The organism is Sinomonas cyclohexanicum (assembly GCF_020886775.1).
Classification (GTDB): Bacteria; Actinomycetota; Actinomycetes; order Actinomycetales; family Micrococcaceae; genus Sinomonas; species Sinomonas cyclohexanicum.
Genome location: NZ_AP024525.1, coordinates 437636 through 452551 on the forward strand (window position 1 = coordinate 437636; position 14916 = coordinate 452551).

14 protein-coding genes are annotated in these 14916 nt (G+C 70.9%); 13 read left to right on the top strand and 1 reads right to left on the bottom strand.

Translation table 11 applies throughout. From position 1 onward, the window contains the following. The first annotated feature begins 2 nt into the window (after positions 1–2). The 8 genes from SCMU_RS02160 (at position 3) to SCMU_RS02195 (ending at position 10044) form a co-directional block, all read left to right on the top strand. Positions 3–839 (top strand): sugar phosphate isomerase/epimerase family protein, encoded by an 837-nt coding sequence (locus SCMU_RS02160; protein WP_229231332.1) that lies wholly within the window; start codon positions 3–5, stop codon positions 837–839. 73 nt (positions 840–912) lie between these two features. Continuing rightward, positions 913–2331 (top strand): glucuronate isomerase, encoded by a 1419-nt coding sequence (uxaC, locus tag SCMU_RS02165; protein WP_229231333.1) that lies wholly within the window; start codon positions 913–915, stop codon positions 2329–2331. 10 nt (positions 2332–2341) lie between these two features. Beyond that, a complete protein-coding gene (locus tag SCMU_RS02170) occupies positions 2342–3676 on the top strand; it encodes a mannitol dehydrogenase family protein (protein ID WP_229231334.1) in 1335 nt (444 codons plus the stop codon). 107 nt (positions 3677–3783) lie between these two features. Beyond that, complete coding sequence (gene manD / locus SCMU_RS02175) at positions 3784–5013, top strand: D-mannonate dehydratase ManD (RefSeq protein WP_229231335.1); 1230 nt, start codon at positions 3784–3786, stop codon at positions 5011–5013. After that, positions 5010–5504 (top strand): gluconokinase, encoded by a 495-nt coding sequence (locus tag SCMU_RS02180; protein ID WP_443020199.1) that lies wholly within the window; start codon positions 5010–5012, stop codon positions 5502–5504. Before manD ends, SCMU_RS02180 begins: the two co-directional genes overlap by 4 nt. A 182-nt stretch (positions 5505–5686) precedes the next feature. Then, positions 5687–7510: a beta-glucuronidase gene (gene uidA, locus SCMU_RS02185; RefSeq protein ID WP_229231337.1), complete on the top strand. Its 1824-nt coding sequence runs from the start codon at positions 5687–5689 to the stop codon at positions 7508–7510. Beyond that, a complete protein-coding gene (gene uidB, locus SCMU_RS02190; protein ID WP_229231338.1) occupies positions 7507–8916 on the top strand; it encodes a glucuronide transporter in 1410 nt (469 codons plus the stop codon). The genes uidA and uidB overlap by 4 nt, the downstream gene beginning before the upstream one ends. A gap of 186 nt (positions 8917–9102) precedes the next feature. Further along, positions 9103–10044 carry a phosphodiesterase gene (locus SCMU_RS02195; RefSeq protein WP_229231340.1) on the top strand — a complete coding sequence of 314 codons (942 nt, stop codon included), beginning with the start codon at positions 9103–9105 and terminating at the stop codon, positions 10042–10044. Between the two features lie 18 nt (positions 10045–10062). On the opposite strand, the gene SCMU_RS02200 is transcribed toward SCMU_RS02195, so the two are convergent. Next, entirely contained in the window at positions 10063–11685 is a 1623-nt protein-coding gene (locus SCMU_RS02200) for a stealth family protein (protein WP_371829621.1), read from the bottom strand. Positions 11686–11784: 99 nt separating this feature from the next. Between SCMU_RS02200 and SCMU_RS02205 the strand changes: the two genes are divergently transcribed. The 5 genes from SCMU_RS02205 (at position 11785) to pyrE (ending at position 14893) form a co-directional block, all read left to right on the top strand. Beyond that, on the top strand, positions 11785–12561 hold the full coding sequence (locus SCMU_RS02205) for an FAD-dependent oxidoreductase (RefSeq protein WP_229231341.1): 777 nt from the start codon (positions 11785–11787) through the stop codon (positions 12559–12561). Further along, entirely contained in the window at positions 12450–12986 is a 537-nt protein-coding gene (locus SCMU_RS02210; RefSeq protein WP_503660843.1) for an FAD-dependent oxidoreductase, read from the top strand. Before SCMU_RS02205 ends, SCMU_RS02210 begins: the two co-directional genes overlap by 112 nt. A 134-nt stretch (positions 12987–13120) precedes the next feature. Continuing rightward, entirely contained in the window at positions 13121–13753 is a 633-nt protein-coding gene (locus tag SCMU_RS02215; RefSeq protein ID WP_229231343.1) for an alpha/beta hydrolase, read from the top strand. Between the two features lie 87 nt (positions 13754–13840). Then, a complete protein-coding gene (locus SCMU_RS02220) occupies positions 13841–14290 on the top strand; it encodes an alpha/beta hydrolase family protein (RefSeq protein WP_229231344.1) in 450 nt (149 codons plus the stop codon). A gap of 24 nt (positions 14291–14314) precedes the next feature. Continuing rightward, positions 14315–14893, top strand: coding sequence for an orotate phosphoribosyltransferase (pyrE, locus tag SCMU_RS02225; RefSeq protein WP_229231345.1), 579 nt, complete (start codon positions 14315–14317; stop codon positions 14891–14893). Positions 14894–14916 lie beyond the last annotated feature (23 nt).

The following is a 14916-nucleotide window of genomic DNA, read 5'->3' on the forward strand; positions in this document are numbered from 1 at the left end:
CCGTGTCTGACATCAGATGGGACCTGTCCGGGTTCGGTGACGAGATCGATGCGGACCCGCGCATCCAGGCGGCCGTGATGCGGGCGCTCGGGGCCGGGTACATCGAGGTCCGCAGCGCGTGGGGGACCAACATCGTGGACCTGTCCGAGGAGCAGCTCGCCGAGCTGAAGAAGATCCTCGACGAGGCCGGGCTCAAGGTCTCCGCGATCGCGTCGCCGATCGGGAAGGTGGATGTTGACCTGCCGGTCGAGCACGAGGTCGAGCGGCTCGGCCGTGCCCTGCGCGCCGCCGAGGTCCTCGGGGCCCCGTATATCCGCATCTTCTCGTTCTACTACGAGGGCAAGACGCCTCAGGAGGCGCGGGACGCGGTTCTCGAGCGCATGACGGCGCTCGCGAAGCGCGCGGAGGGCACCGGCGTCGTGCTCGTGCACGAGAACGAGAAGGACATCTTCGGCGACATCCCGTCCCGCGTGCTGGACATCGTCGAGTCCGTGGGCTCGCCCGCCCTCAAGCTCGCGTGGGACAACGCCAACTTCGTCCAGGTGGGCGTCAAGCCGTTCACGGACGCGTTCGAGATGCTGCGCCCCCACACCGTGTACGTCCAGGTCAAGGACGCGCTTGCGGAGAGCGGCCGCGTGGTGCCGTCCGGCGAGGGCGACGGCGAGCTGCTCGCCACCGTCGAGGGCTTCCGTGACAGCGGCTACTCGGGCTTCGTCTCGCTCGAGCCGCACCTCGCGGACGCGTTCGAGCTGGGCGGGTTCAGCGGTCCCTACGCGTTCGGCGTGGCCGCGCGCGCGTTCGCCAAGGTGCTCGAGACGGCAGGCGTCGAGGCCAGCTGAGCCGGCCGGGCCGCCGTCGTGCGCCGCCCGCGCCCCAGACAGCCTCGAGTGCCAGAGAAGAGAAGAGACCCCAGTGACTGACTCCATCGCCGCCAACCCTGACCGACTCCTGCCGGCCGACCCCGGGACCCGCCAGATCGCGCGGGAGCTGCTCGCCGACGTCGAGGACCTGCCGATCATCTCCCCGCACGGCCACGTGCCGGCGGAGTGGATCGCGGACGACACGCCGTTCCCCGACCCGACCGCGCTCATCGTGAGTCCGGACCACTACGTGACCCGACTCATCCATGCCAGCGGCGTGGAGCTCGACCAGCTGCGGGTCGCTGGCACGACGGCGGTGGACTCCCGGACCGCGTGGCGGAACTTCGCCGAGGCCTGGCCTCTGTTCGACGGCACAGCCTCGGGGTACTGGCTGAGGAGCTCGTTCGAGCACGTCTTCGGCCTGCCCGGGGACGTGGTCGACGCCCTCGGCGCTGACAACGCGGACGCCGTGTACGACGCGATCTCCGCGAAGCTCGCCGAGCCGGGCTTCCGGCCGCGGCAGCTGTTCAAGGACTTCGGCATCGAGGTCCTCGCCACGACCGACGACCCGCTCGACTCCCTCGAGGCGCACGCCCGCCTCGCCGCGGACCCGACGTTCGCGGGCCGCGTCCTGCCCACCTTCCGCCCCGACCCGTACATCAACGTGGCCCACCCCGAGTGGAGCCGGCGCGTGGACCGGATCACGGCGGAGGCGGGCGACGGCGCGGCCGGCTACACGGGCTACCTGCGCGGCCTCGAGAACCGCCGCCAGTACTTCGTGGAGCACGGCGCCGTCTCGGCGGACCACGGCGTGCGCACGCCGCTCACGCTCAAGCTCGAGCGCGCGGAGGCCGAGGCGCTCTTCGAGAAGGCCCGCCGCGGCGAGGCGACGGCCGCGGACCGCGACGCGTTCGAGGGCCACATGATGGTCGAGATGGCGCGCATGAGCGTCGAGGACGGCCTCGTCATGACGATCCACCCGGGGTCGTACCGCAACCATCACGCCCCCACGTTCGCCGAGTACGGCGCGGACACCGGCCACGACATCCCGTTCGCGATCGACTACACGGCCGGTATCCGGCCCCTGCTCGAGGACTTCGGCACCGCACGCGGCTTCCACCTCGTCCTGTTCACGCTCGATGAGACGGTGTTCTCCCGCGAGCTCGCCCCCCTCGCGGGCTTCTACCCCTCGGTGTACATCGGTGCTCCGTGGTGGTTCCTCGACGCGCCAGACGCGATGCTGCGGTTCCGCTCGGCCGTGACCGAGACGACGGGCTTCACCCGCACCTCCGGCTTCATCGACGACACGCGGGCGTTCTGCTCGATCCCCGCCCGCCACGACGCGTCGCGCCGTGTCGAGGCGAGCTTCCTGGCGCGGCTCGTCGCCGAGCACCGCGTGACCGAGGCCCGGGCGCACGAGATCATCGTCGACCTGGTCGACGGGTCCCCGCGCCGCGTCTTCAAGCTCTAGGAGGGACACCGTGGCCACCACACGCACCACCACTGAGATCCCGCTCCTCGGTCGCAAGGGCGCGCCCGCACCGCCCGTGCGGATCGTCCACCTCGGGCTCGGCGCGTTCCACCGCTCGCACCAGGCCTGGTTCACGGCCCATGCGCCGGACGCCGGCGAGTGGGGGATCGCGTCCTTCACCGGCCGGCGGCCCGGTGCGGCCATCACCCTCGCGGCGCAGGACGGCCTCTTCACCCTCGTGGAGCGCGGCCCGGACGGCGACCACTTCGAGGTGGTCGGCTCGATTGCCGAGGCAGTTGACGGCGCGGACACCGCCCATCTCAATGGTCTCGTCTCGGCGGCGTCCACCTCGATCGTCACGCTGACGGTCACCGAGGCGGTCTACGAGAAGCACGACGCCGATTCCCCCCTCGGGCGCCTCGTCCGCGCCCTCGCGGTGCGCCGGGCAGCCCAGGGCGGCCCGATCGCCGTCGTGAGCTGCGACAACGTGGCAGGGAACGGCGAGGTGGCGAGGAGGGCCGTGCTGGCGATCGCCGAGGGGCTCGACTCTGGTTCCGGCGGTTCCGGACTCGCAGAGTGGATCCGCGAGAACGTGCGCTTCGTGGGCACCTCGGTGGACCGCATCACGCCGCGCACGACGCCGGAGGACGTCGCCCTCGTCGCCGCCGAATGCGGGTACAGGGACGAGGCCCCGGTGGTGGCCGAGCCGTTCGCCAACTGGATCCTCGCAGGCGAGTTCCCGGCCGGCCGCCCCCGCTGGGAGGATGCCGGTGCGCAGTTCGTGGCCGATATCGAGCCCTTCGAGAACCGCAAGCTGTGGCTCCTCAACGGCGCCCACTCCCTCCTGGCCTACGCGGGGCAGTTGCGCGGCCACAGGACCGTGGCCGAGGCGATCGCGGACCCGGCGTGCCGGGAGGCCGTCGAGGCGTTCTGGGACGAGGCCGCCCGCCACCTGACGCTGCCGGAGCTGGGGGTGCCCGCGTACCGCGAGGCCCTCATCGAGCGGTTCTCCAATCCGCGGATCGCCCACCACCTCGCGCAGATCGCGGCCGACGGCACCACGAAGCTGCGGATGCGCGCCGTCCCGGTGCTGTCCGCGGAGATGGGGGACGGCCGGACCGGGGTGGCCGCGGCCCGGATGATCGCGGTGTGGATGGACTTCGTGTCCTCGGACGGCGCGGGCGACTTCCAGGACCCACTCAAGGAGCGGGTCCTCGCTGCAGCCTCCCTCGAGGGGCGCGAACGGACAGCGGCCCTCGCGAAGCTCGTCTCGCCGGACCTCGCAGGCGATCCGACCGTCGTCGACCGGCTCCACTCCCTCCGCGGGACGCTGGCGCGGGAATAGGCCCTGCTTATGGCAAATTGCGGCAAACGATTGCCATCGTGCGGGGCCCCCGATTAGGCTTCAACTGACACCGCGCGCTGTACCCCTTGGATTGAAAGGAAGCGACGATGAAGATCGTCTCCGCCGAAGTCTTCGTGACGAGCCCGACCCGCAACTTCGTGACCCTGAAGATCACCACGGACGAGGGGATCACCGGCATCGGCGATGCGACCCTCAACGGCCGTGAGCTGGCCGTGGCCGCGTACCTGAAGGAGCACGTCGCCCAGCTGCTCATCGGCCGCGACCCGCACCGGATCGAGGACACGTGGCAGTTCCTCTACCGCTCGGCCTACTGGCGCCGCGGCCCGGTCACGATGGCCTCGATCGCCGCGGTGGACATGGCGCTGTGGGACATCAAGGGCAAGGTCGCCGGGCTCCCGGTCTACCAGCTGCTCGGCGGCGCGTCCCGCCGGGGCCTGCGGGCCTACGGCCACGCGTCCGGCACCGACCTCCCCTCGCTCTTCGACTCGATCCGCGAGCACCTCGAGAAGGGCTACAAGTCGATCCGCGTCCAGAGCGCGATCCCAGGCATCAAGGCCGTCTACGGGGTCGCAGCCCAGACCCAGGCCTCGGGCGAGCGCTACGACTACGAGCCCGCCGGCCGCGGGGCGTTCCCGCAGGAGGAGGACTGGGACACCCGCGCGTACCTGCGCCACATCCCCACCGTGTTCGAGGCCGTGCGCAACGAGTTCGGGCCCGAGATCCCGCTCCTCCACGACGGCCACCACCGCATGACCCCGCTCCAGGCCGCCAAGCTCGGCAAGGCCCTCGAGCCGTACGACCTGTTCTGGCTCGAGGACTGCACCCCGGCCGAGAACCAGGAGGGCCTGCGCCTGGTCCGCCAACACACGACCACCCCGCTGGCCATCGGCGAGATCTTCAACACTGTGTACGATTTCCAGACGCTCATCAAGGAGCAGCTGATCGACTACGTTCGTGCAGCTTCGACCCACTTCGGCGGCATCTCGCCGCTGAAGAAGGTCATGGACTTCGCGGCGCAGTACCAGATCAAGTCGGGCTTCCACGGGCCGACGGACATCTCCCCGGTGGGCTTCGCCGCGCAGCTGCACGTGGGCCTGGCGATCCACAACTACGGCATCCAGGAGTACATGCAGCACTCGGACAGGACGAACACCGTGTTCGAGCAGTCGATGACGTTCATCGACGGCTACCTGCACCCGGGCGACAAGCCGGGCCTGGGAGTCGAGTTCAACGAGGAGGCGGCCAACTCCTTCCCGTACCAGCAGGCGTACCTGCCGTACAACCGCCTCATCGACGGCACGGTGCACGACTGGTGAGTGTGCACCACGTCATCGCGATGGGCGTCTCGGGGTGCGGCAAGAGCACCGTGGGCCGGCTCCTCGCCCAGGAGCTCGGCGGGGAGTTCCTCGACGGGGACGACCTGCACCCCGCGGCCAACGTGGCGAAGATGGCCGCGGGCACCCCGCTGGATGACGCCGACCGCGAGCCGTGGCTGCGCGCCGTCGGCCAGGCGATGGCCGCGGCCGAGGGGACGATGGTGATCGGGTGCAGCGCCCTCAAGCGCGCCTACCGGGACATCATCCGCGAGGCGGCCCCGGACACCGCGTTCGTGCACCTGCACGGCACGCGGGAACTGCTCGCCGAGCGCATGGCCGCCCGGCCCGGGCACTTCATGCCGGTCTCCCTCCTGGACTCGCAGCTCGCCACGCTCGAGGCCCTGCAGCCCGACGAGCGCGGCAAGGTCTTCGACATCGCCCGTTCGCCGGAGGAGATCGCGCACGACGCCGCGGAGTGGCTCTGCGCCTGACCTCGCCTCCGTGGTCCATCCCTTCTGGCGGACGCCGCATCAGGACGCTTCCTGATGCGGCGTCCGCCGCTGTGAGGGACGGAATAGTTGGCAAGAATTGGCAAACGATTGCCGCATGTTTCCATGGACTCCTACTCTGGACGTGAAGCCGATCACTCGACCACTTGCCCAAGGATGTGCACATGCTCAGGCCCCAGGACGGACCCACCCGCGAACTCGTGAACCTCGATGGCCTCTATGCCTTCAAGGTCGACGCGGAGAACACCGGGCTGAGCGAGGGCTGGCAGAACGGCCCCCTCGGGACGGGCCTCGAGATGGGCGTGCCGGCCAGCTACAACGACGTCTTCCCCGACAACGCGCTCCGCGACCACGTCGGATGGGTCTGGTACCAGCGCCAGGTGCGCGTCCCCCGCGGCTGGGCCGGCGAGCGCGTCTGGCTCCGCTTCGAGTCCGCCACCCACGGCGCCAAGGCCTTCGTGGACGGCGCCCTCGTGGCCGAGCACCAGGGCGGCTACACCCCGTTCGAGGCGGACATCACCGAGCACGTCACCGCCGGCACCACGTTCCGGCTCACGGTCGCGGTGAACAACGAGCTCACCCAGGCCACGATCCCGCCGGGCAGCATCACGGTCGGCGAGGACGGACGCCGCACGCAGACCTACATGCACGACTTCTACAACTACGCCGGCCTGCACCGCAGCGTGCTCCTCTACAGCACCCCCGCCGTCCACGTCGAGGACATCACGGTCACGACCGCGTTCGAGGGAGCTCCAGGCGCCGGCGCCACAGGGAGCGTGGACTATGCGGTCGTCGTGGCCGGCGAGACCGGCGAGCCCCGGCCCGTCCGCGTGCGGATCCTCGACGCCGAAGGCCGGCAGGTGGGCACCGCGGAAGGGCTCTCGGGCACGGTGGCGATCCCCGACGTCGTGCTCTGGCAGCCCGGCAAGGGCTACCTCTACTCGCTCGTCGCGGAGGTGCTGGACCTCGAGGGGCAGGTCGTCGATTCCTACACGCAGGCTTTCGGCGTCCGCACCGTCGAGGTGCGCGGCGCCGAGTTCCTCATCAACGGCGAGCCGTTCTACTTCACCGGATTCGGCATGCACGAGGACCACACGACCATCGGCAAGGGACACTCCCACGCGCACATGGTCAACGACTTCGCGCTCCTGGACTGGATCGGGGCGAACTCGTTCCGCACCTCGCACTACCCGTACTCCGAGGACGTCATGGACTACGCGGACCGGCACGGAATCGTGGTCATCGATGAGACCCCGGCCGTGGGCCTCAACGCGGACTTCGCCGGGTTCTTCGGCACCGGTGCGAAGAAGACCTATGGGCCCGACTTCGTCAGCGACGCCACGGCGGCCTCACACCGGCAGGTCATCGAGGAGCTCATCGCCCGGGACAAGAACCACCCGTCCGTGGTGATCTGGTCCATCGCGAACGAGCCGCAGTCCTCCGAGGACGGCGCGCGGGGGTACTTCGAGCCGCTCGCCGCACTGGCCCGGGAGCTCGATCCGACCCGCCCGGTCGGATTCGTCAACGTCATGTTCGACGGCCCGGACAAGGACACCATCACGGACCTGTTCGACGTCATCATGCTCAACCGCTACTACGGCTGGTACCTCAACACCGGCGACCTCGCCTCGGCGGAGAAGGCCCTCGAGGCGGAGCTGAACGCCTGGACCGAGAAGCTCGGCACGCCCATGATCATGACCGAGTACGGCGCTGACACGCTCGCCGGCTTCCACTCCCTCTACGCCCAGCCGTGGAGCGAAGAGTACCAGGCGGAGTTCCTCGACATGTACCACCGCGTGTTCGACCGTGTCCCGGCCATGGTGGGCGAGCACGTGTGGAACTTCGCCGACTTCGCCACGTCCAACGGGATCATGCGCGTGGACGGGAACAAGAAGGGCGCCTTCACTCGCGACCGCCGCCCCAAGGCCGCTGCCTTCACGCTGCGGAAGCGCTGGAGCCAGCTCGAGAACAGGAAGCCTCAGGCATGAGCACGACCACGCACCACAAGCTCCCCCTCAAGAGCCTCGTCGGCTACGGCGCGGGCGACGCCGCGAACAACCTCGCGTTCACCACGACCGCGATGTTCCTGCTCGTCTACTACACGGACGTCGCGGGCATCCCGGCCGCCGCGGCCGGAACGCTCTTCCTCGTGGTGCGGCTGTTCGACGCGTTCTCGGACCTGTTCGCCGGACGCATGGTGGACCGGACCAACACGAAGCGCTGGGGCAAGTTCCGGCCGTTCATCCTGTTCGGTTCCCTGCCGCTCATGGTGCTGACGTTCCTGAACTTCCACGTCCCCCAGATCGGTGAGGGCGGCAAGCTCGCCTACGCCTACATCGTCTACGCCGCGCTCGGCCTCGCCTACTCGCTCGTGAACATCCCGTACGGCTCGATGGCCTCGGCCATGACCCAGAACCCCAAGGACCGCGCCAAGCTCGCCTCGGCCCGCACGGTCGGCTCGCTGCTCGTCGGCTCCGCGCTCGGCATCTTCGTCGCGCCGCTGCTCAAGGCCGGGACGGACCTGCAGCCGGTCTTCACCACCGTGACGCTCGTCTTCATGGTGCTCGGCGTCGCGCTGTACCTGTTCACGTTCTTCACGACCCGCGAGACGGTTCAGCGAGACGTGCCCAAGGTCTCCTTCCGGCAGAGCATGCGGACGCTGAAGGGCAACAGGCCGCTGCTCATGCTCTGCCTCTCCTCGCTCCTGTTCCTCTCCGGCTACCTGTCCATGTCCACCGTGCAGGTCTACTACTTCCGTGACGCGCTGCACGCCCTGAGCCTCGTCCCGGTCCTCTCGATCGTCCAGCTGGTCCTCACCCTCGTCCTGAGCGCCTGGGTCCCCACCCTTGTGACCCGGTTCGGCAAGCGGGCCGTCTACATGGCGTTCATCGGGGTCGGGGTCGTGGGCGGCCTCCTGGTCATGTTCGTGCCGACCACGATCGTCTGGCTCGCCTTCATCGGCTTCACGATCGGACTGGGCGGGATCGCCGGCGTCAGCATCGTCGTGTGGGCGCTCGAGGCGGACACGGTCGAGTACGGCGAGTGGAAGACGGGCGTCCGCTCGGAGGGCATCATCTACTCGCTCTTCTCGTTCACCCGGAAGACCGGCCAGGCGATCGGCGGCGCGCTCGCTGCCTACGTGATCGGCATTGCCGGCTACGACGGCCACGCCGTCGCCCAGACCGCGGGGGCCGTCACCGGCATCCAGGCCGCCGCCGGCCTCATCCCCGCCGTCCTCGGCGCGGCCGCCGGCGTCATCATGTTCTTCTACGAGCTCACGGATGCGCGCCACGCCAAGATCGTCGCCGAGATCCGCGCCCGCCACGAGCAGGCCGGGGCCGGCTTGGGCTCGGACGCGGACACCGTCGCCAAGCACTCGCAGCCAGAGGCCTGACCGGACTCACAGCGCTGTATCAACCACAGCGCAAGGGCGGACGACGGCGAACCCACGTTCCGCCGTCGTCCGTCTGTGTGCGGCTGGCGGGTTCGGTGGTTCTCTGCGTGTTAACTGGACATTCAGCCACCGGATGCCTTGGATGTGTGCACTGGGGGGACGATTCGAGACGACGGAAGGCGCCCCATGGCCACCATCCCGGCCGAGCATCCTCGGCCGCGCCACTTCCTCCTCCACGTCAGCGACACGCACCTGGTCAGCGAGGGGCTCCTCGCGGGGACCCTCGACTCCGAGGCGCGCGTGCGGCGGCTGTTCGCCCAGATGCACGACGCCGGCGGGTCGCCCGAGGCGATCATCGTCACCGGGGACCTCGCGGACCGGGGCGAGCCCGGCGCGTACGCGCGCCTCAAGGCGATCGCCGAGCCAGCGGCCGAGGCGCTCGGCTCACGCCTCATCTGGGCGATGGGCAACCACGACTCGCGCGCCGCGCTGCGCGAGCACCTGCTCGGCGAGGAGCCGTCCTCAGCGCCGCTCGACCGGGTCCACTGGGTCAACGGGCTCCGCGTGGTGGTGCTGGACACGAGCGTGCCGGGCTTCCACCACGGCGCGCTCACGGCCGCGCAGCTCGACTGGCTCGGCGAAGAGCTCACGGTCCCCGCGCCGGATGGCACGATCCTCGCGATGCACCACCCGCCCGTGCCGTGCGTCCAGGAACTCGCGGTGCTTGTCGAGCTGCGCGGGCAGGCGGCGCTCGCCGACGTGCTCCGCGGGACCGACGTCCGTGCGATCCTCGCCGGGCACCTGCACTACTCGACGTCGGGGACGTTCGCCGGCATCCCCGTGTCCGTCGCGTCGGCCACCTGCTACACGCAGGACCTCGCCGGCGCCGTGGACCCCGCGTCCGGGTTCCGGCCCACCCGCGGGCGCGACGCCGCGCAGGCGTACAACCTCGTGCACGTGTACGCGGACTCGGTGGTGCACTCCGTGGTGCCCGCTGCGGGCGGCGCGGCGTTCGGGCGCCCGGTGAGCGGGGCCGACGTCGCACGCGAGCTCGCCGCCGCGGGCGTCGCCTTCCCCGCGGACGACGGCACGCGCCCCGTCCGCGGGGTGGCCGCCGACCGCGGCTGACCTCCCCGCGTGTGGGGGTCAGCGCTCCCAGGGCGCCGGGATCGGGAAGTACTTCTCGAGGAAGTCGGTCACGCGCTCCTGCCGCTCCTGGGCGGAGACCTCGGGGAACGAGCCGTCATTGAGGCAGAAGAAGTCCTGGTTGCGCTTCTTGAGCAGCTTGGCGAGTGCGTCGAGGCCCGAGCGGACGGTCGTGTCCACGTACTGGACCCGCGCCCCGACCTTCGTCACGGCGCGCCCTGTCAGGAGCGCGTAGTAGTGGTAGAAGGAGTTCGTCACCGAGATGCTGTCCCACGTGCGGAAGCGCGCGGCGGCGGTCCGGGCGAACTCCTCCGGGAACTCGGCCTCCATCTCGAGCAGGACCGACTTCCGCAGGGGCGCGGCCGTGTGCTCGAGGTGCCTCGTGGTGATCCGGCCGAACCGCTCATACAGGAGCCGCCGGTTCACCCTCGCCGCGTTCTCGTGGCCGGACCGGTCGAGGTGGTTGTCGCCCAGCCCGATCCGGGTGGACGCCTCGATGAACTTCGTGATCCCGCCGGGGGAGAAGAACATGTCCGGGCCGAGGGGCCGGCCGAGGAACATGTCATCGTTCGAGTAGAGGAAGTACTCCGAGAGCCCATCGATGTGCTGCAGCTGGGACTCGATGGCCTGCGAGTTGAAGACCGGTAGGACGGACGGGTCCTTGTAGTGGTCCGCGGCCCGCACGATCATGATCCGCTCGTGCGAGTCGTCAAGCCACTCGGGCACCTTCGAGTCGGTGCAGATGAAGATCCGGTTGATCCACGGGGCGAACATGTGGACGCTGCGCAGGGCGTACTTGAGCTCGTTGATCTGCCGGTAGCGGGCCTCGGCGTCGTCGCCCTCGCCGAGCACCACCCCGGGAAGGAAGGATGCGCGGTACGCGCGGAGCTCGGAATCGGAGCCGTCCACCCACGAGAACACGATGTCGATCTCGAAGTCGATGTCCGTCGCGTGGTCGGCGAACATGTTCTCGATCGTCGGCCACGTGCGGCCAAACCGCTCGACCGTCCCGCGCGCGGCCTCGTTCCGGGGCAGCGTGCGCCGGGTGAGCGAGTTCTCGATCGGAAGGTGCAGGAGGTCGCCCTCCCACTTCCACAGCTCGACCTGCACGCCGGTGTCCCGCCCGTACAGGAGTCCGCCGTTCGGCTCGAGCCGGGGGCGGTACAGGCGGAACATGCGCGCCTGGCCGGACTCGGCGAGCCTGCCGTCCGCGACGAGAAGCGCGCGGTCCTTCCGCGCGTCGACGGTCAGTGAGTAGAACGGCTCGTCCTGGCACGCCTCGACGAGGGCGCGCCGCAGGTCCTTGCGGAATTCCCAGTCGACGGCGATCACGGGCCGCGCGTCGTTGCCGCGCACCAGGAGGTACGGGACCTCGGCGCGGTCGAGGACGTCCCGGACGAACAGCAGGTCCTCGACCATCGCCTCGTGCGGCGTCAGCGTCGTGTTGATGAGCGCGTAGCCGCGCTTCTTGTGCCGGACCACGTCCTCCCGGTCGGCGAGGCGGCGCCCCGCCGCTGCGGAGGTGACCTCGTACGCCTCGGGCGCGGCCTCCTCGGCGTCGGGCGTGGCGTGGTACACCTCGGCGGGTGTCAGGGGCGTGTTCACTGGCCTCCTCGGGCGCATCGGACGGGTTTAGGCACATGATAGGCGCACGACGCCGCCCGCCCGCCGATGTCGGTGGCCTCGCCTAGGGTGGTGGTTGAGGGAGAGCAGGAGGGAACGGTGCCCGGGAGCCAGTCATTCGCCGTCGTCGGGGCCGGGATCATCGGCGCGGCCGTCGCACGCGAGCTGACCCGCAGGCACCCGGACGCCGCTGTCACGGTGTTCGAGAAGGAGGGCCGGGCGGCCGCACACCAGACGGGCCACAACTCGGGCGTGGTCCACGCGGGCCTGTACTACGAGCCGGGCGGGCTCAAGGCGCGCCTGTGCCGCCGCGGCGCGGGCCTGATCCGCGAGCTGTGCGAGGAGCGGGGGCTGCCGTACGAGGCCTGCGGGAAGGTCGTCGTGGCGCTCGACGCGGCGGAGGAGGGCCGGCTCGAGGGGATCTTCGGGCGGGCCGTGGCCAACGGGGTGCCGGGCGTGCGGATGGTCGGGCCCCAGGAACTGGCCGAGATCGAGCCGAACGCCGTGGGCCGACGCGCGCTGTACTCGCCCGAGACCGCGATTGTGGACTATGCCCGGGTCACCGAGGCGCTCCTCGAGGACGTCGTCGCGGCGGGCGGGGCCGTCCGGTTCGGCGCCGAGGTCCTCCGGGTCGCGGACGCGGGCGCCGCTGCCGAGGTCGAGACGGCCGGTGGCCTCGAGCGCTTCGGCGCGGTCGTGGCGTGTGCGGGGCTCCAGTCGGACCGGGTCGCCGGCGCTCGGGCGAGGATCCGGACCCCGCCATCGTGCCGTTCTTCGGCCAGTACTACGTCCTCGATTCCGCCTACCGCGACGTGGTGGCCGGCCTCGTGTACCCGGTTCCGGACCCGCGGTACCCGTTTCTCGGGGTCCACCTGACCAAGCGCGTGGACGGGGAGATGACGATCGGCCCCAACGCGTTCCTCTCGCTCGCGCGCGAGGGCTATCGCGGGCTTGCGCTGAACCGCCGCGACGCCGCCGCGACCGCGGCGTACGTGGGGTTCTGGAGGTTCGCGCGCCGGAACCTGCCCACGGCGGCCCGCGAGATCCGCACCGTCCTCTCTGCGAAGCGGTTCGTCGCGGAGGCCCGGAGGTACGTGCCCGCGCTCGAGGGCGCCCGCACGGTCGCGGCCTCGCGCGGCGTCCGGGCGCAGGCGATGCGCCGCGACGGGACGCTCGTGGACGACTTCGCGATCCAGCGCCGCGGCCGGATCACCCACGTCCGCAACGCGCCCTCTCCCGGCGCCACGAGCTCGATGGCCATCGCGGAGCACATCGTGGGGCTCATCGAGGGCGGGGGTTGAGGGCCGCGCCGGGGTGAGCGCCGCGCCGGGGTGAGCGCGCGCCGTCGTGCGCCCGGGCGCGGGACCGGGTGGCCGCCTAGCATGGTGCCAGTGCGGCCGTCACCGGCACGGGCCGTGCACGGACGGGGGCAGGGATGACGTCAGGGACCGGGCTATCGGGGTCGGCGCAGGGCCGCGACCCGCTGCTGCGGAAGGCAGCCAGGGCGGCGGTCTCGGCCGGCGTGTCCATGGGGGCGGCGGGGCTGCTCGCCTTGCACAGCCCAGTGCCCGCGGCGCGGCTCATCCGCAGGGTCTTTACGAAGGGCGCCGAGGCCACGGTCCGGGAGATGCGCCCGTACGTCCCGGACGCGCCGCGGTCCGAGCAGCTCGACCTCGCCTTCGCGCCGGACCGGCCGGCGGCGACACTGGACGTCTTCGGTCCCGGCGCGGCGAGCAGCCGCGAGCGGGACAGTGCGCACGACGGCGCGCCGCGGCCGGCGGTCGTCTGGGTCCACGGCGGCGCGTGGATCTCGGGAGGGAAGGAAGACGTGGCGCCCTACCTGCGCATCCTCGCCTCCCACGGCTACATCGCCGTGGGCCTCGGGTACCCGATCGCCCCCGAGACCGGGTACCCGGGCGCCGTGCGCACGCTCAACGCCGCCCTCGCCTATCTCGTGGAGCACGCCGCCGAGCTCGGGATCGACCCGCAGCGGATCGTGCTCGCCGGCGACTCCGCGGGCGCGCAGCTCGCGAGCCAGCTCGCGGTGCTGACCGTGAACCCCGACTAGGCCCGGCTCCTCGGGATCGACCCCGCGCTGCGCCGCCAGCAGCTCGTCGGCGCGATCCTGCACTGCGGGGTCTACGACCTGCGGGCCATGGCGGACCTCACCGGACTCGAGAACTGGGGATTCAAGGTCGCCCTGTGGGCGTACACCGGGACCAAGGACTGGTCCTCGACCTACGCCGGGCTCACCATGTCCACGCGCGAGTTCGTCACTCCGGAGTTTCCGCCCACGCTCATCTCCGGCGGCAACGGCGACGCCCTCACATGGCTCCAGTCGGTCCCGATGCGCAACCGGCTCGTCCGGGCCGGCGTCGACACGACGGCCCTGTTCTGGCCCGCGGACCACGAGCCGGCACTCCCGCACGAGTACCAGTTCCACCTCGACCTCGAGGACGCCCAGGCCGCCCTCACCGCGACACTCGATTGGCTCGCCGTGCGGACCGCACCCCGGACTCCCGGCCCGGCACACGGCCCGGCGCCCACCGCGCATGGCTCCGCGCCCGCGGGAGGCGGCCACGCGCCGTCGTCCGGGCCCGCCTGACCCGCCACCAGTAGAATCGGAACCATGACTGCTGCCCCCGCCCTGGACATCACCGCCGCCCGCGCCCGCCTGCTCGAGCTCATCAAGGAGCTCGCCGTGGTCCGCGGGAAGGTGATCCTCTCGAGCGGCAAGGAAGCCGACTACTACGTGGACCTGCGCCGGATCACGCTCCACCACGAGGCCTCGCAGCTCGTGGGGCAGGTGATGCTGGACCTCATCGACTCCGCGGGCGTGCAGATGGACGCCGCGGGCGGGCTGACCATGGGCGCCGACCCGGTCGGTACCGCCGTCATGCACGCTGCCCGCGAGGCCGGCCGGGCCGTGGACGCATTTGTGGTGCGCAAGGCGCAGAAGTCGTACGGCATGGGCCGCCAGGTGGAGGGGCCCGGGGTCGAGGGCCGCAAGGTCGTGGTGCTCGAGGACACCTCGACCACGGGCGGTTCCGCGCTCGCCGCCGTCGAGGGCGTGCGCAACGCGGGCGGCGAGGTGACCGCCGTCGCCGTCATCGTGGACCGTGCCACCGGCGCGAAGGAGCGCATCGAGGCCGAGGCCGGCGTGCCGTACCTGTTCGCGTTCGGCAAGGACGAGCTCGGCCTCGACTGAGGGGCCCAGCCGGGCGCGGCGTG